Source organism: Shimazuella sp. NTD248, from assembly GCF_059510395.1.
In genome coordinates this window covers 127502-146009 of sequence record NZ_JCAJZT010000002.1, presented here as the reverse complement: position 1 = coordinate 146009, position 18508 = coordinate 127502, and the positions used below count along the sequence as shown (strand labels likewise).

The 18508-nt window shown below is 37.9% G+C and carries 20 protein-coding genes and 1 riboswitch; of the genes, 16 read left to right on the top strand and 4 right to left on the bottom strand.

Features of this window, described 5'->3' with window-relative positions; genetic code table 11:
- The first annotated feature begins 1 nt into the window (after position 1).
- Entirely contained in the window at positions 2-820 is an 819-nt protein-coding gene (locus AC5WOE_RS05330; RefSeq protein ID WP_496052091.1) for a purine-nucleoside phosphorylase, read from the top strand.
- 152 nt (positions 821-972) lie between these two features.
- Here the strand turns inward: AC5WOE_RS05330 and AC5WOE_RS05325 are convergent, their stop codons facing one another.
- A complete protein-coding gene (locus AC5WOE_RS05325; protein WP_496052090.1) occupies positions 973-1857 on the bottom strand; it encodes a putative RNA methyltransferase in 885 nt (294 codons plus the stop codon).
- Positions 1858-2200: 343 nt separating this feature from the next.
- Here AC5WOE_RS05325 and AC5WOE_RS05320 point away from each other — a divergent pair, with 343 nt between their 5' ends.
- The 5 genes from AC5WOE_RS05320 to AC5WOE_RS05300 all read left to right on the top strand — a co-directional run bounded on the left by AC5WOE_RS05320 (position 2201) and on the right by AC5WOE_RS05300 (position 6022).
- Positions 2201-3361 carry a D-alanyl-D-alanine carboxypeptidase family protein gene (locus AC5WOE_RS05320; protein WP_496052089.1) on the top strand — a complete coding sequence of 387 codons (1161 nt, stop codon included), beginning with the start codon at positions 2201-2203 and terminating at the stop codon, positions 3359-3361.
- A 163-nt stretch (positions 3362-3524) separates the two neighbouring features.
- Positions 3525-3878, top strand: coding sequence for an anti-sigma F factor antagonist (gene spoIIAA / locus AC5WOE_RS05315; protein ID WP_496052088.1), 354 nt, complete (start codon positions 3525-3527; stop codon positions 3876-3878).
- Complete coding sequence (spoIIAB, locus tag AC5WOE_RS05310; protein ID WP_496049743.1) at positions 3875-4330, top strand: anti-sigma F factor; 456 nt, start codon at positions 3875-3877, stop codon at positions 4328-4330. The genes spoIIAA and spoIIAB overlap by 4 nt, the downstream gene beginning before the upstream one ends.
- Before the next feature lie 11 nt (positions 4331-4341).
- Positions 4342-5094, top strand: a complete 753-nt coding sequence (gene sigF / locus AC5WOE_RS05305) for an RNA polymerase sporulation sigma factor SigF (protein WP_496049744.1) — start codon at positions 4342-4344, stop codon at positions 5092-5094.
- Between the two features lie 100 nt (positions 5095-5194).
- The gene (locus AC5WOE_RS05300; RefSeq protein WP_496052087.1) at positions 5195-6022 is read left to right on the top strand and encodes a DUF2935 domain-containing protein; all 828 of its coding nucleotides are present in this window, start codon (positions 5195-5197) and stop codon (positions 6020-6022) included.
- Here the strand turns inward: AC5WOE_RS05300 and AC5WOE_RS05295 are convergent.
- From AC5WOE_RS05295 to AC5WOE_RS05285, 3 genes are read right to left on the bottom strand one after another with little or no spacing between them, the layout of a single operon-like run.
- Positions 6012-7130 carry a Ger(x)C family spore germination protein gene (locus AC5WOE_RS05295; RefSeq protein WP_496052086.1) on the bottom strand — a complete coding sequence of 373 codons (1119 nt, stop codon included), beginning with the start codon at positions 7128-7130 and terminating at the stop codon, positions 6012-6014. The two genes, AC5WOE_RS05300 and AC5WOE_RS05295, sit on opposite strands and share 11 nt — an antisense overlap.
- Positions 7127-8227, bottom strand: coding sequence for a GerAB/ArcD/ProY family transporter (locus AC5WOE_RS05290; RefSeq protein ID WP_496052085.1), 1101 nt, complete (start codon positions 8225-8227; stop codon positions 7127-7129). The genes AC5WOE_RS05295 and AC5WOE_RS05290 overlap by 4 nt, the downstream gene beginning before the upstream one ends.
- A 1-nt stretch (position 8228) precedes the next feature.
- Entirely contained in the window at positions 8229-9728 is a 1500-nt protein-coding gene (locus AC5WOE_RS05285; RefSeq protein ID WP_496049748.1) for a spore germination protein, read from the bottom strand.
- 144 nt (positions 9729-9872) lie between these two features.
- Between AC5WOE_RS05285 and spoVAE the strand changes: the two genes are divergently transcribed.
- The 10 genes from spoVAE (at position 9873) to scpB (ending at position 18401) form a co-directional block, all read left to right on the top strand.
- Complete coding sequence (spoVAE, locus tag AC5WOE_RS05280) at positions 9873-10226, top strand: stage V sporulation protein AE (protein WP_496052084.1); 354 nt, start codon at positions 9873-9875, stop codon at positions 10224-10226.
- A gap of 3 nt (positions 10227-10229) precedes the next feature.
- Complete coding sequence (gene spoVAEA, locus AC5WOE_RS05275) at positions 10230-10799, top strand: stage V sporulation protein SpoVABEA (RefSeq protein WP_496052083.1); 570 nt, start codon at positions 10230-10232, stop codon at positions 10797-10799.
- A gap of 72 nt (positions 10800-10871) precedes the next feature.
- Complete coding sequence (lysA, locus tag AC5WOE_RS05270) at positions 10872-12197, top strand: diaminopimelate decarboxylase (protein WP_496052082.1); 1326 nt, start codon at positions 10872-10874, stop codon at positions 12195-12197.
- Between the two features lie 150 nt (positions 12198-12347).
- Complete coding sequence (locus tag AC5WOE_RS05265) at positions 12348-13259, top strand: COX15/CtaA family protein (protein ID WP_496052081.1); 912 nt, start codon at positions 12348-12350, stop codon at positions 13257-13259.
- Between the two features lie 69 nt (positions 13260-13328).
- Positions 13329-13476, top strand: a riboswitch (FMN riboswitch).
- A 136-nt stretch (positions 13477-13612) separates the two neighbouring features.
- Positions 13613-14686 (top strand): bifunctional diaminohydroxyphosphoribosylaminopyrimidine deaminase/5-amino-6-(5-phosphoribosylamino)uracil reductase RibD, encoded by a 1074-nt coding sequence (gene ribD, locus AC5WOE_RS05260; RefSeq protein ID WP_496049961.1) that lies wholly within the window; start codon positions 13613-13615, stop codon positions 14684-14686.
- Entirely contained in the window at positions 14646-15338 is a 693-nt protein-coding gene (gene ribE, locus AC5WOE_RS05255) for a riboflavin synthase (protein ID WP_496052080.1), read from the top strand. The genes ribD and ribE overlap by 41 nt, the downstream gene beginning before the upstream one ends.
- Positions 15339-15356: 18 nt before the next feature.
- Complete coding sequence (locus AC5WOE_RS05250) at positions 15357-16550, top strand: bifunctional 3,4-dihydroxy-2-butanone-4-phosphate synthase/GTP cyclohydrolase II (RefSeq protein ID WP_496049754.1); 1194 nt, start codon at positions 15357-15359, stop codon at positions 16548-16550.
- A 22-nt stretch (positions 16551-16572) separates the two neighbouring features.
- Positions 16573-17049, top strand: a complete 477-nt coding sequence (ribH, locus tag AC5WOE_RS05245) for a 6,7-dimethyl-8-ribityllumazine synthase (protein ID WP_496049755.1) — start codon at positions 16573-16575, stop codon at positions 17047-17049.
- Positions 17050-17802, top strand: coding sequence for a segregation and condensation protein A (locus tag AC5WOE_RS05240; protein ID WP_496052236.1), 753 nt, complete (start codon positions 17050-17052; stop codon positions 17800-17802). It abuts the gene before it with no gap.
- A complete protein-coding gene (scpB, locus tag AC5WOE_RS05235; protein ID WP_496049756.1) occupies positions 17802-18401 on the top strand; it encodes an SMC-Scp complex subunit ScpB in 600 nt (199 codons plus the stop codon). The genes AC5WOE_RS05240 and scpB overlap by 1 nt, the downstream gene beginning before the upstream one ends.
- The last annotated feature ends 107 nt before the right edge of the window (positions 18402-18508 follow it).

Sequence of the window (18508 nt, the reverse complement as noted above, 5' to 3'; positions counted from 1 at the left end):
CATGGATAGTTGGAAACAGATAAAAGATGCAGCTGAAGCTATTAAAAGAATAAGTGATATAAAACCGTCAATAGGGTTGATACTTGGGTCAGGGTTAGGAGGTCTAGCAGACCAAATCCAAAATCCTGCTAAGATTACTTATGATCAAATTCCCCATTTCCCCATTTCGACAGTTGAAGGTCATACAGGACAATTGGTCATAGGTGAATTAGAAGGAAAAACAGTAGTAGCCATGCAAGGAAGAATTCATTTTTATGAGGGCTATACCCAACAACAGGTTGTGTTTCCTGTGTTTGTGATGAAATTATTAGGAATTGAAAACCTGATAGTCACCAATGCAGCAGGAGGAATGAATGCAAATTTTCAAGCAGGAGACTTGATGGTGATCACAGATCATCTGAATATGTCCGGGTCCAACCCGCTTATTGGAACACATCTCGACGAATTAGGCCCACGCTTTCCAGACATGAGCAGCGCATATACACCTAAACTGATTTCGTTAGCTGAAAAAGTTGCTAAACAGCATGATTTCTTCATTCAAAAAGGAGTATATGCTGGTATTAGTGGACCTACTTATATGACACCAGCTGAACTCATTATGCTTCGTAACTTAGGTGGGGATGCCATAGGGATGTCTACCGTTCCAGAAGTAATCGCAGGAAGTTTTCTTGGATTAGATGTACTTGGAATCTCTTGCATTACAGATATGGCGATTGGAGAAGAATTGGAGCCACTCTCGCATGAACAGGTGATGGAAACAGCCAATCGTACAAAACCTAAGTTTATCAAGTTAGTAAAAGGGATAATAAATGAGGTTTAAGGAATGAAGATAGCGGAAATCATTCGTAAAAACGAATGGGAAGAAGTTAACAATATAGTCGTGGTATGACAATAGAATGATATAGGTTACGAAACAAAACACCAACTGGGCATTGTGAGTCAAGACCTAGTTGGTGTTTTCGTTTATTAGTTTTAGTGAGGTTTTCCAAAGAGAATAACTAAATCAACCGTTATGGTTTTGGAATTTGTGTTTAAAAATTGTTGGAGTTGCATTTCTGTAGCTCTCCAAGACAACGGAGTCATTTGAATGAGCGGTTTTACAAGTGTACTGTTTAATTTTACAGAATATTGTACCTGTTTCACATCTAGAAGTTTAAAATGCTCTCGAAATCGTTGCAAGGTTTTTTGATTTGAATAAATTTGTTTGTCTGTATGTTTGTAAAAAAAGCTTCTCCATTCGTGAAGATAGTTCTTTTCAGGGATTACCTTTATTACCATCCCATCATCCGTTAATATTCTTTTGAATTCTGTATAATTAGATGGCGATAAAATATTCAAAATAAAATGGAATCGATCTTCACCAAATGGAGAATTAGCAATATCAGCAACACACCAGATTAGATTTGTGTAATCTCGTGAAGCTAGATCAATACCTGCTTTGGAAATATCTATGCCTATCCCCAAAAAATCGTTTGTGGTCTGAGCCAAGGTTTTTTCTCGTAGACTGGATAATGCAGATCCTTCCCCACAGCCTGCATCTAAAATAGTCATTCGCTCATTTTTGAAAGGTTCATTTTTGATCTTTACACTAATTTCCTCAATTAATGGTTCAAAAAACCCACCTTTCCAAATCATTCTCCGAGATTCAAACAAAGTTTTTTCGTATTTTGTTTTTTGAGAATGGTTTAAAAAGTTCACATATCCCCTTTTGGATAAATCAAAACAATGATTTTTGGAACATACCAAGCTTTTATTGTAAACCATTTTCATTGGTTGGGAGCATAGTGGGCATTTAAAAATACTTTGATTTCCTAAAAAAAGCTTTGCTTGTAAAGTCTTTTTTTTGTCTGTAGACATAAAGAAACACCTCATCCATTCATAATCAGTATCGGTGAATGAAAAAAGGCACAGAGAAACAAACCCACTCCATTATAAATAAAAAAGGAGTGAGTATTCATTTTCTGTACCTACATTACCGAAATCGAATGAATTGGATGATCATGTCAGTAACCTCTTGATAATAAGATTTCCAAACCTTGTTATTATACCATAAGTTGTTTTCCTTATATCCGCTATTTCATTCTGGCTGGATGATAAAGGAAAATGATTTGATATGTTTTGCACGGTGACATTTTGTACAAGAATATTCTTCCTGTCTGCTGCGCACACTATGGTCGTACGATAGGAGGAATGAAGATAAATGTGGAAAAGATTTAGCATTCTTTTTTCTGTTTTTTGTTTGGGTTTGGCAGGTATTCCTGCGCTCGCTTTTGCAGGTCCAGACAATTCATCTGATTTAGCACCAAACGCTCGATCAGCGGTACTTTTGGATGCTGATACAGGTGCTATCATCTTTGAGAAAAACGGACACGATAAATTACCACCGGCTAGTATTACCAAAGTAATGACCATGCTATTGATCATGGAAACCATCGAACGAGGACAATTGAAGTGGACGGATCAAGTTAGTGTGAGCGAAAATGCAGCTTCTAAAGGTGGTTCACAAATATTTTTGGAACCTGGAGAACAAATGAGTGTTCGTGATATGCTGAAGGGGATCGCAGTAGGTTCTGCAAATGATGCTTCTGCGGCTATGGCGGAAAAATTAGGTGGAACGGAACAACGTTTTGCCCAAATGATGAATGCCCGGGCGAAGGAAATAGGGATGAATGATACGAAATTCCAAAACTCTAATGGACTGCCAATAGCAGATCATTATTCTTCTGCGCATGATATTGCACTTATGTCCCGTGAGTTGTTGAAACATCCGGAAATTACGAAGTTTACAGGTCTATACCAAGATTACTTACGTAAAGGAAGTAAAAAACCATTTTGGTTAGTAAATACTAATAAATTGGTTCGCTTTTATCCGGGTCTCGATGGTCTTAAGACAGGTTTTACGGGTGAAGCACGTTTTTGTCTCACTGCTACTGCAAAACGAGAAAACTTTCGGGTTATAGCGGTTGTCATGGGTGAACCAGATGTAAAAACAAGAAATGCAGAAATATCTCAAATGCTTGACTATGCATTCGCTCAGTTCACCAATCAGGTATTCTACAAAAAAGGTCAAGTAATTGCGAAACTACGGATAGAAAAAGGAGATCCGGAGTATATCTCCATTCGTGCTCGTCATCCAATTAGTATGATGTTAAAAAGAGGAGAAAATCCAAACGGTATACGCAAAGTTATTAAATGGCGCACCTTACAAGTCCCTATCAAAAAGGGACAAGTTTTAGGAACGGTGGAGTTTCATAAAGAGGGAAGAAGAGTTGCCTCACTTGAATTGATAAGTTCGAGTGATATCGGAAGAGCTAGTTTTTGGTCTTCTGTCAAACGAGTGTTAGAAGATACATTATTTTAGACAATTTTATAAAGAGTACCCTATTGTGTAGACCCGTAAAAAAATCCTACTCGATAGGGTACTTTTTGTATAAGGAGAGCTGCACATCGGGTTTTTGTTAGCAGGAAATATAAGGGAATAGAGAGAATGTATTCGTTAAAGGATGGAGAGGAGCGTGCTAGGTTTGTCGTTATCTGTAAATATAACTTCCAATCATCGAGTGCTTATTGTTAGACTGAATGGAGATTTGGATCATCATACTGCCTCAGATGTACGAAGAAAAATAGAAGCAGAGTTGGTGAAGGATATCCATACTCATCTTATTTTGAATCTTGAGAACCTTCAATTTATGGATAGTTCAGGTTTAGGGATGATTTTAGGTAGATATAAACAAATGACCAGCAAGGGCGGAAAAATGTATCTCTGTTCTGTTTCAACATCTATTTTTAAATTGATGGAGATGTCAGGATTATTTCAAATTTTGCCTACTTATCAAGATGAGCGTAGTGCTGTTTATGCATGTGAGGTGGCCTCATGAGTAATGCTTATCGAAATGTAATGGAACTTACCTTTTCTAGTCTTTCGGAGAATGAGTCTTTCGCACGAATTGCCGTTGCAGCTTTTGTATCTCAATTAGACCCGAGTTTAGATGAGCTGAATGATATTAAAACGGTAGTTTCTGAAGCAGTAACCAATGCAATCATTCATGGATATGAAGAACATCCTGAAGAACAGGTATATATTCGTGCTGAAATTCAAGGTACCAAAATTTCGATTCAAATCACTGACAAAGGGGTTGGAATTGATGATATAGGGCAGGCCCGTCAGCCGCTCTATACCTCAAAGCCGGAACTTGAAAGATCAGGTATGGGGTTCACCATCATGGAGAATTTCATGGATGAGGTCGCGATTCGTTCAAATCCAGGTCAAGGAACAACCGTTTATCTTGTGAAGCAGTTGAAAAATCATCCTCAAACGATGGCGAATTGAGGGATGGTAAAATGGAAGCTGATGTAAGGAATACAAGGCACCGGTACTTACCAGACAAAGAGGTAAAGCAACTGATTCAAGAAAGCCAGAGTGGAGACAATTCCGCTAGAGATCATTTAATAAAACACAACATTCGATTGGTTTGGTCTGTTGTGCAACGATTTTTAGGTCGAGGTTATGATGCAGAGGATTTGTTTCAAATCGGGTCAATTGGATTACTCAAAGCAATTGATAAATTTGATTTATCCTACGATGTCAAATTTTCTACTTATGCAGTTCCAATGATCATTGGGGAAATTCAGCGTTTTTTGCGTGATGATGGAATGGTAAAAGTGAGTAGATCACTAAAAGAAATAGCTACCAAAGTTAGGAAAAAGAAAGACGAGCTCAGCAAAAAATTAAATAGAATTCCTACACTAAAAGAAGTTGCAGATGAATTAGAGCTGACACCAGAAGAGATCGTATTTGCTCAAGAAGCAAATAGAGCGCCTACTTCTATACATGAGACGGTATATGAAAATGATGGTGATCCGATTACGCTCATGGATCAAATTGCAGATGAATCTGATATAACTTGGTTTGATAAATTAGCTTTAAAGGAAGCGATTGAGCATTTAACAGAGCGAGAAAAATTGATTGTGTATCTGCGTTATTACAAAGATCAGACTCAATCTGATGTGGCGAAAAGGTTAGGGATATCTCAAGTCCAAGTATCAAGGTTGGAGAAGAAAATAATATCGCAAATGAAATCACATCTTTTGTAAGAAAAGAAGACCCCTGTAAGGTCTTCTTTTTTCTATAAAAGGGGATAAAGCCATAACCCATCTAATAAAATGATACGAATAAGAAGAGGGGGAAAAATAGATGGATAAGTGTTATATTTCTCCGTGGGAAGAGCATCAATTCTGGTTAAAAATATTAGATGATCACGCTCATTTTGTTAGAGATTATTTATCCCCAACAGAAAAAGAGTACGTAAGGACTGCAAATCAGTACATTGATCAATTTAGATATTTGAGAAAAAGGCTAACACAAATTGATCCTTATCTAGAAGTTTCTTCACCGGAATTGATTCATTTTGCCAGAGAAGTTCATCCTGTAGCATATGGGTATTTTACTTTAGAGTCTAATTTGCAATATTTAAGATTAAGAAATAAGGTAAACCTTAATTTAACTCCTTCTTTTTTAACTGGAACTTTATTGGAAAATCAGGAGTACCTTCGAATTTTAGGTTATTTGTCATGTGGCAAAGAAGCCCCTCCCTTGTCTCTTGTTCAACTACTTGATTTGTGGCTAGAAGATCAGGCGGGACATGCTGAGCTAGTAGCTAACGGACTAGATCCACTGGAAGGGGAGATCATTGCCAAATCACAAGTGTTAGCCAGACAATTTTTATCCTATTTATTTCACAATCGTGCATTAGCACAAATGGAACATTTTACACATGAGGACGTACCCCAACAGGAGAAATTTGTCCATCAAGTAATCGTAGCTGTAAACGAGTTCAACCAATTGGTCATCCGTATTTTGCAGGAATATAAAGATAATCAATTGTTAAATAGATTGACTTACCGGTTTTTGGAGCACCATCTTCCTGAAACGTGTTACTTCTTAAAGAAATTATCTTGTTATGTTCCAAATCAAGCAGATATACCAGATTGTACGCTTGTTCCACCCTATTTTAATGGCTGACACCTGTGTTAATTAAGATTAAATTGGTTCGGATTTTTATTTTTGCTTTGGCGTTTTCGTCAAACCATTCACCTTTGATTTTTTTCCATTGATCATATTGCATTGCTTTTGCATAAACACCAAAACCAATAGGATCAATCTTCTTTTGTTGTATTTTTTGTATCAGGTTGTTAAATTCTTTATCCAATTGTTCCTCAATGACTTTTTTTAGAAGTGCAGCATGTTTTTCTGCATCTAAAAAGAACATTCTTTCTATCAGGTCTGCATACAACGTTAACTGAACATCAAATTCAAAATGTCCATTCACAAATTTTGTGTTTACTTTTCGTCTGATTTCTTTAATCTGTATACTGATAAGTTTAAGTTCTTTTTTTGCATGAATTTTGTCAGATGTAATCTGTATATTCAAGGGAATTCTTTCGGTAAAGAATTTTTGTATACTTAATACTAATGGGCTATCAGACAAATTCAATGTCATTACATAAAAACCTTTATGAGATAGTAATGCCATACCTGTAATTTTGGGCTCGTTCTTGATTACTTTTATCGCAGGTATCATGGGTGTAAATCTTGTATCTAACTGCTGGGCAACGTACTGTTGTAAATTTGGATTGGCAATTACCCCACTACTAAAAGAGGTGTCTACCATATTTCTTATCACAACAGCAAGACGGCCTTTATCGCTCATATTTGCGTTAAAAATATCATCTATAGACCCATCTACCATAACAACTTTGCTATTTAGATCATCTTTCGGATCGCGTAATATAACATCTATGAAAGGTAAAACTGCTTTGTTTTGTAAAAGCTTTTTTCCAAGTAAGATAGTTTGAATTTTTCCTTTGACGATTTCTCCTGGACTCAAGGAATCAAACTGATACCTAGCTTCACGTAAACTTTTTGCTTTTACCTTCATCTGACGATCTTTTTTTTTGGCATCCGTACTGAAAACAGGAGTATCTGCATAAAATATCAGTTCATTTTTATCATTCAAATCAATACCAAGTAAAAGGATAATATCCGATCTTTCTAGATACATCTGATCGCCACAACCACTTATGAGCAAGCACAAACAAAAAAAGATGACTGTAATCCATTTGATTTTCATCCTTTTATCTGCCCCTTTCGTAAAGCCAAAAATACTTTGCTATATAACCAAAGCAGGACAGGAAATGCGAAGGCAAAAATCATACCTAAATTAGCGAACCATTTTTTAAAGTAGATGATAGGTTGAAATCCGATAATCGGAAAATAAAGAATGATAATCCAAAGTAATAATACGGCTATAAGAGATGTTTTTTTTAATGACGATCGCTGGAAGAGTTGAGAAGTTCCAGATAAAGCCATGTAAAGGTATGGGATAATCGTCATTAATAAGATAATGATATAAGCGGAAATGAAGACAATTTCCAAGCGTTCTAAAAAAGGAAAACGAATTAATTTGATAAGGTCTAATGTTGGCCAGATAGCATAAGAAAGTTCTGCTTCACTTAAGCGTACATAACTTAAAATGGTGACGAGTAATAACACAATAGCTGTCATGGTATTCGCTATAAACATGCCTTTATAGGCTTGTTTTTTATTTTTCAGATGGGGATATATAAGATAGAGGAGTTCAAATCCCAAAAAGGAAAGTGCTGTTGTAGGAGTAGACTTAAAAATGGGCATCCAACCATCTTTTATGATAGGAAGTAAGTTAAACCACATTCCATAACGGGCTGTAATTAAGATGACGGGATACATCCATATCGTAATAAGAAAAGTGAATTCTGCATATCGATTGATCATTGGTAGACCACGTACGGTTATTTGGAAAATCGGAACAATAAAAAGTAACCCAAGTAGGATCGGATCAGTATTGGGCAAAACCCAGACTTTAATGAGATAAATGGTGTACATAAACACATAACTTGCAGCATACAATGTGTACATTATCCAGCAAAAAAGCATCCCTTTTCCGAGCCATTTACCAAAATACTTTGGAAGTAAATCATAAAGCGTTTCATCCGGGTGTTTTTCCAAGGTGTTAATAATAAGGAATCCGATAATGATGCTAATGATCCACCCAAAGATAACCGCAATCCATCCATCCATTCCACTAGAGAGAAACAGATCGTGAGGAAGAGTTAACACACCTACTCCAATCTGTGTTTTATAAATAACGAAGATAAATTGACCAAAAGATAATGGAGTTTTCTTTTGCATGTTATTCTTTTTCCTCTCCAAGACGTCTAGATTGCTGTGGGTTAACGGAGAAAGGTCTTTGTTTCATCCATTTTAGCGGAACGCGTACAAAAACATCTTTCCAATCCCTTAAATGAATGGGTGAAATGGGACTTCCAAAAGGAACACCAAGTGATTTGAGTGCAATGAGATGAGCGAATAGTACCATTAATCCTACTGATAATCCGACGATTCCAAATAGAGCAGATATGAACATAATGGGAAAACGGATTAATCGGACAGCGCTTGACATGTCATAGTTTGGGATAATAAATCCAGCGATAGCAGTAACGGATACAACAATGACCATGATATTGCTCACAATCCCTGCTTGGACTGCAGCTTCTCCAATTACAATCCCTCCAACAACCCCTACTGTCTGCCCGATTGGACTTGGTAGACGTAATCCTGCTTCGCGGAGCATTTCAATCGCGATTTCCATTAAAATCGCTTCTAATATCGGTGGGAATGGGACTTTAGAACGAGATTCACCTATTGATAACATTAAATCTAGGGGGATTACTTCATAGTGAAAAGAAATAACGGCAATGTACAGGGCTGGCAATATGATGGCTAAAAAAAATGCACCCAATCGCAACAATCGTATAAAAGAAGCGACTATCCATCGAGAGCTGTAGTCGTCTTGACTTTGAAAGAATGCAGCCAATGTCATAGGGGCAACGATAGCGTTAGGGGAGTGATCCATTAGAACTGCTACTCGCCCTTGTAAGAGATTGGAAGCAATATTATCTGGTCGTTCTGAAATCAAAAATTGAGGGAAGACAGTAAGTGGTACATCTTCGATCATTTCTTCTAGCTCACCTAAATCTAATACCGCATCTTTTTTTATATTTTGAATGCGATTTGTCACCTCTTGTACATAATCTGGATTAACTACGTCTTCTATATATAGGATGAACACTTTGGCAGGAGCACGTTTTCCTACGGAATGTTCTTTCACCACTAAGTTATCATCTGTTATGTATCTTCGAACTAACGCAAGATTTATTTCTAGCGATTCTACAAATCCTTGATGTCCGCCTTTTAGAGAGGATTCTATTTGTGGTTCTGTAATAGCACGTTGTGGCCATCCTTGAGTGCAAAATGCCAGTGCATGGGAGATGCTATCGATAAAGAGGACTGACTCTCCTCGGAACATAGCTTTTTCAATGTCAACCCAAGAACTTAACTTTTGAACACTCCCAACGGGAAGTGGTATTTCAGGTTGAAATATATCGCTGATATTGTCCAAATGGAACATTAAGGGTCGTAATATATTTTCATTTATGGAAACTTTATCGATAAGACAACTAAAAAATAATAACGCAACATTTTCTCCGCCTTTTGTTTGGAATGAACGAATCATTAAATCAGGGCTATGAGAGAATCTATTGGATATGTAATCTATATTCACCATGATGTCACTGGAGATAGGATTGCTGTTTTGTTTGTTGTCCTGTGTGTTATTTGGATTTGTTTCCATCATAAGACCTCGTTTAAACTTCAAAATGAATTAAATATAGTATTAGGAAGTTGTAGTTATTTATACAAAACCCCCAATTGTATCTTGACTAAGCTTTTGGACATACTACCTTTCATATATCACATGATAAGGTGGGGTTTGTCATTGGGATCATTTCTTAGTGCTTTTATTGTCGGAGGACTCATTTGTGTTATTGGACAATTAATGATGGATTTAACTCCACTTACCCCTGCACATGTTTTGAGTATTTTAGTAGTTGCAGGAGCAGTTCTGGATGGGATAGGACTCTATGACCCGTTAATTTCCTTTGCTGGTGCTGGGGCTACTGTTCCGATTGTAAACTTTGGTAATTCTTTGGTACATGGAGCCTTGCAAGCAGTAGAGGAAGAAGGTTTAATCGGAGTGCTTTCGGGTATTTTTCAAATTACAAGCGCCGGAATATCAGCCGCAATCATCTTTGGTCTTTTAACTGCGTTTATTTTTAAACCAAAAGGATAAATCATGGCTAAGCGACAAGTGATATTAGTCACCGATGGAGATCAAATAGCAAAAGATAGTTTGGAGCAGGCAGCAAGAAACATTGGAGGACGGTGTATCTCCTTATCTGCTGGAAATCCTTCACCGCTTACTGGGGATGAATTGGTCTCTTTTATCCAGCAAGCACCTTATGATCCAGTGCTTGTGATGTTTGATGATTGTGGATCGAGCAAGATTGGTGCTGGAGAGAACAGTATGTATAATGTTGCGACTCATCCAGATATAGAGGTGCTAGGAGCGATTGTAGTTGCATCTAATTGTATGAGAAGTCGAGGAACACCCGTACATATGTCATTGGATTGTTATGGAAATGTAGTAAGTACAGGTGTGAATAAATTTGGTTATCTTCAACAACAACGCACAGCAAGAATATATGGAGACACGGTAGAAATATTAAATCAGTTATTTATTCCCGTCATTATTGGTATAGGAGATATCGGTAAGATGCACCATCGAGATACTATGTCCATCGGTTCCCCCATAACAACCAAAGCTATACAGCTCATCTTAAATATTCATTATCAAAATGAGTGAAAATAATGCTTTTATCCTCTAACAGACTAGCGTATAGTAGAGTATTATTGGCACAAAGGGGAATAAGGCGAAATGTATTTACATGGGACTGCAAAAATCAATCATGATGGCAATCTAGAAATCGGATCATGCGATACAACACAACTAGTGAAACAGTTTGGTTCTCCGCTGTATGTGATGGATGAAACGAATATTCGTAATCAAATGAGACGGCTAAAATCAGCTTGTGAACAGACATCCATTCCTTATCATGTTGCGTATGCAAGTAAAGCCTTTAATACGCTTGCTATGTGTCGAATAGTAGAAGAAGAAGGTTATTTATTGGATGTTGTATCTGGAGGGGAATTGTATACAGCAATTCAAGCAGAGTTCCCAGCAGATCGTATTTATTTTCATGGAAATAATAAGTCTATAGAGGAATTGAGAGAAGCGATAAATCACGGAGTAAAGTATATCGTAGTGGATAATATGGTAGAATTGACCATGTTAGAGGATTTAGCAAGTGAAATGGGGAAAATTGTTCCGATTTTGTTTCGGATCACTCCTGGAGTAGAAGCACATACACACAATTTTGTGCAAACTGGACAAGAAGATTCAAAATTTGGATTTGATTTATCAAGTGGGCAAGCAGATCAAGCTGTACGATACGTATTAGGAAGTTCATCCTTATTATTAAAAGGATTTCACTCACATATAGGTTCACAAATTTTTGACGCAGATGCTTTTGCAGTTGCTATCAATCGTTTAGTAGAGCTAATCCATGACTGTCATAGAGAGTATGCTTTCTTTCCTGCCGTACTAAATATTGGTGGTGGTTTTGGGATTCGTTATACAGAACAAGATACGCCAAGGTCGATCGAAGAAATAATTCAAGGAATAACAGCTATTATCGAAAAAGCATTTCCAGAAAGGTGCCCTGAAATCTGGTTAGAGCCAGGTAGATGGATCATTGGAGAATCAGGCACAACACTCTATACTGTCGGAACGATGAAAGAGATTCCAGGTATTCGTAAGTATGTAGCAGTAGACGGTGGAATAGCTGACAATCCAAGACCGGCACTATACGATGCAAAATATGAAGCAATGCTGGCCAATCGAGCAAATGAAGAAGCAACTGAATTGGTTTCCATAGCTGGAAAGTGCTGTGAATCTGGGGATATGTTGATTTGGGATGTTCATCTTCCACCTGTAAAAAAAGGAGATATATTAGCTGTTAGTTGCACTGGTGCCTATAATTATTCCATGGCTAGCAATTACAATCGTCTGCCTAAACCGGCTGTTGTATTAGTGCAAAATGGCCGAGCTGAAGTCATCGTGGAACGCGAAACATATGAAGATATTGTCAAAAAAGACAAAATTCCGTCAAGACTTTTAAAACAAACCGTGAAGCCTGTATGAATATTCCCGCCACCTAAAATTTAAGCACTCAATCGGAGTGCTTTTTTTATGAATATTTACCTTTCTGTGATTTTGACATTTTTATGTCTATTCTAAGAATAGGTCTTATCTGTGTTACAATGTGTAATTGGATAGGGAGGGTCTATTCACGTGCATAAACAATATCGATATTTACGTGTTCTCACTTGGCTAACAGTATTTGGGGCTTATCTTATGCTCATCCATGGTTCCATCGTTACCATTACCGAATCTGGACAAGGCTGTGGAAATAGTTGGCCGGTTTGCCAAGGACAACTCATACCAAGTAATGTATCTGTTGCTACTGTCATCGAATATAGTCATCGGATTGTTTCTGGAGGGGTTGGTTTCCTTATTTTATTTCTTACAATCTGGTGCTGGATTTCCTTCTGGAAAGAGAAAAGAATTCGTTGGTTAGCATTTTATAGTTTGTTTTTTGTAGTGTTGCAAGGAGCTCTTGGAGCACTTACCGTTGTTTTTCAAGGAGAATTCGAAAGAAATGCAGCTCTAGCACTTCATTTTGGGTTTTCTTTGGTTTCTTTTGCTAGTGTTGTATTGCTCAATATTGAACTAACTCGACTGATGAAAGAGAATCAACCTACTCGTTTTCCTGTAGGGAAGAAGTTCAGCATATTTCTTTGGCTGTATGTCATCTATACGTATATCGTCGTATATTCTGGTGCTCTAGTGCGTCATGCAGATGCTACAATGGCTTGCGGGTACAATGTTCCTTTATGTGGACCTCAGTTGTTGCCCAGTCTTTCTACACCAGCTGGTATTCAAGTACTCCATCGGTATGCAGCATTTTCATTGTGGATTTTGATGTTGGTATTACTTTTTGTCATTTTGGTAAAATACCAAGATAGAATACAACTCAAGAAGATAGCTTCGTTAGGCTTTATTTTGATAACACTACAAGCAGTATCAGGTATTATTGTGGTTTTAAGTGGTGGACAATTACTTGCAGCGTTGCTGCATACTACCATTATTTCTCTATTTTTCACAGTCCTATTGTATATGGCGACATCGAAAAATTGGGGTTAGCGACTAACTATTGATTAGTACGATATGTTTGTGTTACGATGTCAATAATTTCGAATATAAGATATATATAGTGTCCTTCGGGGTAGGGTGAAATTCCCAACCGGCGGTGAGGTGCCATGAGGCCTAAGCCCGTGACCCGCAGAATCGTTTCGTATTCTGCGGTGGATTTGGTGAAAATCCAAAGCCGACAGTATAGTCTGGATGGGAGAGGGATAGAACGAACCTTTTTTGTTTGAACAAACATAAAGGTTCATTCGGCATGCAAGTTAAACCTCGACCAAAACACTAGTTTGGTCGTTTTTTTGTATAAGTCGTAAATTAGGAGGTATCAGGTGGGAATTCATGAACACTGGATGAATTTGGCTATTCAATTAGCAAAAGCAACGACTGGACAAACTTCACCAAATCCTATGGTAGGTGCAGTTGTAGTAAAAGATAACCGTTTACTTGGAACAGGTGCCCATCTAAAAGCAGGAACTCCTCATGCAGAAGTACATGCACTACATATGGCGGCAGATGAAGCGAAAGGAAGTACGATATACGTAACCCTTGAGCCTTGCAATCACTTTGGACGTACACCGCCCTGTACGGAGAAGATTATTGAATGTGGTGTAAAACGTGTAGTCATAGGTTCTGGTGATCCAGATTCATTAGTGGCAGGAAAAGGAATTGCTAGATTAAAAGAAGCAGGAATTGAAGTTTTAGAAGGAGTAAACAAACAAGAATGTTTACAGTTGAATGAAGCTTATTTTCATCATAGAAAAACAGGAAAACCTTTTGTTACACTAAAGACGGCAACGACGTTAGATGGAAAAATTGCTACCAAAAACGGTGATAGTAGATGGATTACTGGTGTAGAATCGAGAGCAATTGTACATCAACTTCGCCACGAGCAAGATGCAATTTTAGTGGGGGCAAACACAGTAATCGCAGATGATCCAGAGCTGACGACTCGACTGCCGGAAGGAAATGGTATCCATCCAGTTCGCATTATTTTAGACAGCACTTTACGAATACCACTTACGGCAAAAATATTAAACACGACGAAAGCTCCTACCTGGATTTTTACGACGGATGCCAAAGATCCTTTTAAAGAGGCTGCTTTTCAAGAAGCTGGTGTTCAAGTATTTTCAACTGGTTCTGATTCAAGAGTAAGTATAGAACAGATGTTAAAGATACTTGGAAGTAAAGGAATACTATCCTTGTTGGTAGAGGGTGGAAGTGAAGTAAATGCTGCCATGTTAAGAGGGAATCATGTAAATAAATTTATTACTTTTCTTGCTCCGAAATTGTTGGGAGGTGTAAAAAGTCCTAGCTCTATAGGAGGAGAGGGACCAGATAAAATGGCAGAGGCAATACCACTCCACCAAGTATCTTGGAAGCAGTATGGCGAGGATTTATGCATCATCGGTTACCCCACTGCTTAAGGAGGAAAGCATTATTTTTACAGGACTTATTGAGGAAGTTGGTCGTGTTGTACAGATTTTGCAGAGTGGGGACGGAATGGAGTTAACTATTTCTTGCTCTAGAGTCCTAGAAAACACCAACATAGGAGACAGTATTGCTGTGAACGGTGTTTGTCTGACTGTAACAGAGATGGGACAAGGATTTTTTGTTGCAGATATAATGGCGGAAACAGTTCGGAAAAGTGGCTTGGCAAACTATCGTTCATCTACTGTAGTGAATTTAGAACGTGCAATGAAGGCTTCAGATCGATTAGGAGGACATATTGTGCAGGGCCATGTAGATGGAGTGGCAACGGTACTGGAACGGTTAGATAATGGAAGTGCTACATATTTTCAATTCCAATCCACTCCAGAAGTTGCTGCACTATTAGTTGAAACTGGTTCTATTGCCATTAATGGGGTAAGTCTAACCTTAACAGAAGTTATCCAAGATACATTTGCTGTATCTCTCATTCCCCACACCCTTAATCAAACTCAATTTAAAGTGCTCCAAGTTGGAGAATTAGTAAATATAGAATGCGATATTATTGGAAAGTATTTATTTAAATGGAGAAGAACTGAAGAAAAAGAACAAGTATTAGATAAAGAAAAACTAGCAAAGTACGGCTTTTAATCTGGAAGGAGTAGAGAGATGTTTCATACTGTAGAAGAAGCACTTGAAGATTTACGAGCTGGACGCATGGTGATTGTAGTAGATGCACAAGATCGTGAAAATGAAGGAGACCTGATATGTCTTGCTGATAAAGTTACACCTGAGATCATCAATTTTATGGTGACTCATGGACGAGGATTGGTCTGTGCTTCGATTTCCAAAGAAAGAGCAGACGAATTAGAGCTGACACCAATGGTTACATCAAATACAGAGCGACATGGAACAGCATTTACTGTATCAGTAGATGCGGATGAAGTGACAACAGGTATTTCAGCTGCAGAACGAGCAACCACCATTCGTGCGTTGTGTGATCCCACAAAGAAAGCATTTCATTTTCGTAGACCTGGTCATATTTTCCCATTGATTGCTAACCCTGAAGGTGTATTGGGACGCGCAGGTCACACAGAAGCTGCATTGGATTTAGCTAGATTGGCAGGAGGTACACCGGCAGGAGTGATCTGTGAAGTATTGAATGAAGATGGTAGCATGGCAAGATTACCACAGCTCGCTACTTTCTCTCAAAAGCATCAATTAAAAATGATCTCCATTCAAGATTTGATCCAATATCGCCGTGCGGCTGAACCACTAGTAGAACGCGTTGTCTCTATTCAACTGCCCACCGATTATGGAGATTTTAAGATGGTAGGTTATTCGAATACAGTCGATAATAAAGAGCATGTTGCCATTGTAAAAGGCGAAATTAATCCAGATGAGCCTATTTTGGTTCGGATTCACTCAGAGTGTTTAACTGGTGATGTATTTGGTTCTAGAAGATGCGATTGTGGTCCACAACTTCATGCAGCTCTGCATCAAATTGAAGAAACAGGTTCAGGAATTGTTCTCTATATGAGACAAGAGGGAAGAGGAATTGGTCTTCTTAACAAGCTACTGGCTTATAAACTACAAGAAGAAGGATATGACACAGTAGAGGCAAATCTACGCTTGGGATTTGCTGATGATTTAAGGACATATGATTTATGTGCGCAGATGCTTAAAGATTTGAAAGCGACAAAAATCAAATTAATTACCAATAATCCAAGGAAAATCAAAGGATTGGATGAACATGGTATTGAAATAGTGGAAACAGTACCTATCCAGCTTCCAACAGGAGAACATAACAAAAGATATATGGAGACCAAGAAAGAAAAACTTGGACATCTCCTTCATCTATAAAACGTAAAGAGGTAGAAGAAATATGGCTAATTTATTAGAAGGAAAGCTAGTAGCAGAAGGTTTACGGTTTGCTGTTGTTGTCAGTCGTTTTAATGAATTTATTACGCAAAAACTACTCACAGGTGCACAAGATGCACTTTATCGACATGGAGCTGACTCACAGCATATCGATATTGCTTGGGTTCCAGGTGCATTTGAAATCCCACTGATCGCAGAACAGCTAGCTGCAACAGGTCGTTATGATGCTGTGATCACGCTTGGAACAGTAATTCGTGGAGCAACCACTCATTATGATTATGTATGTAAAGAGGTTGCCAAAGGGGTTGCTGCTGCAAGCACAAAGTACCAATTGCCAGTTCTATTTGGGATTTTGACAGTAAATAATATCGAACAGGCAATTGAACGTGCAGGGACAAAAGCTGGAAATAAAGGACATGAAATTGCAGTGAATGCCATTGAGATGGCAAATTTACAAAAGGCAATAAAGGCTGTGATGTAAATTACAACGCTACAAATAAAACTAGATGCTTTTGAAGGTCCTTTTGATCTGTTACTACATTTAATTGATAAAGCAGAAGTAGACATCTATGAGGTGTCTATTTCTACCATTACGGATCAATATCTTACTGTTTTGAATGATGCAAAAGCATGGAATATGGAAATCGCAAGTGAGTTTATGGTGATGGCAGCCACACTATTATCTTTAAAAAGTAGAATGTTGTTACCTCCTACTTTAAAAGAGGAAGAACGAGAGTCTGATACACAGGAATGGTTAGATCCTAGGGAAGAGCTGATTGAACGCTTATTAGTCTATAAACAATTTAAACGACTAGGGGATCAACTAGAGGAGCGAGAGATTGAACAAAATAGGGTTTATTCTCGACAGCCTATGGATTTAACGCCTTATACTCCTACTCAAAACCCACTACAAGGTTTAGATCCTGAAGATTTATGGAAAGCATTATTCGCTTTACTGGAACAACAAAAAGAGGTTGAGCAGCCCTTAACAAAATTGGCAAGAGAAGAAATATCAGTAAGTGATCGGATGGATCAAATTTATCAGGAGTTAATACATAAAGGTGAACTTTGGTTTTCTAAATTAGTAGAGGCAGATAGTATTACTCGTGAAAGATTAATTACTACATTTCTCGCTATCTTAGAGTTGATGAAAACCAAACCGCTAACTTGTATACAAATAGAATTATTTTCGGACATATGTATTCGGCTAGATCAAACAAAGGAGAATGTTTGATGGAAGCAAAAGCATGGAAGAGTATATTGGAAGGGATTATTTTTGCTGCTGGTGTAGATGGAGTAAATATAAAAGAACTAACGCAAATTACAGAACTACCAAAGCAAGAAATACAACTGCTGTTAAATGAGATGCAATTGGAATGGAAACTGGACCATCGAGGGGTACAACTGACACAAGTCGCTGGAACTTACCAAATGAATACTCTTCCAGAACATACACCTTATATTCAAAAAATGGCGCAAGCCCCAACTAGAGCAAGATTATCGCGTGCAGCTATTGAAGTGCTCGCTATCATCGCGTATCGACAACCAGTAACTCGTGTTGAGATTGAAGAGATTCGTGGCGTTAAAAGCGATCGTATCATTCAGCAATTGGAGAGAAAAGAGTTAATTCGACAAGTTGGCAGAGCAGAAGGCCCAGGAAGACCTATCCTCTTTGGTACAAGCCGCCAATTTTTACAGTACTTTGGGTTGAATAAAATTGATGAATTGCCTTCTCCAGAATCGATATTTCATTGGCAAGAATGGGAAGAAGATCGAAAAAATTTATATGATCGATTAGGAGTAGAATCAGAAGTAGAGAGTAATTTAGAATAATTGATTTATGTCAAGGGAACGCGTTTTCTGGCGAAAATTTGGAAAAATAACCAAATAATAGTGGAAATTGTTTCTTGTTTTCGCTATAATCAAACAACAGGTGCGAG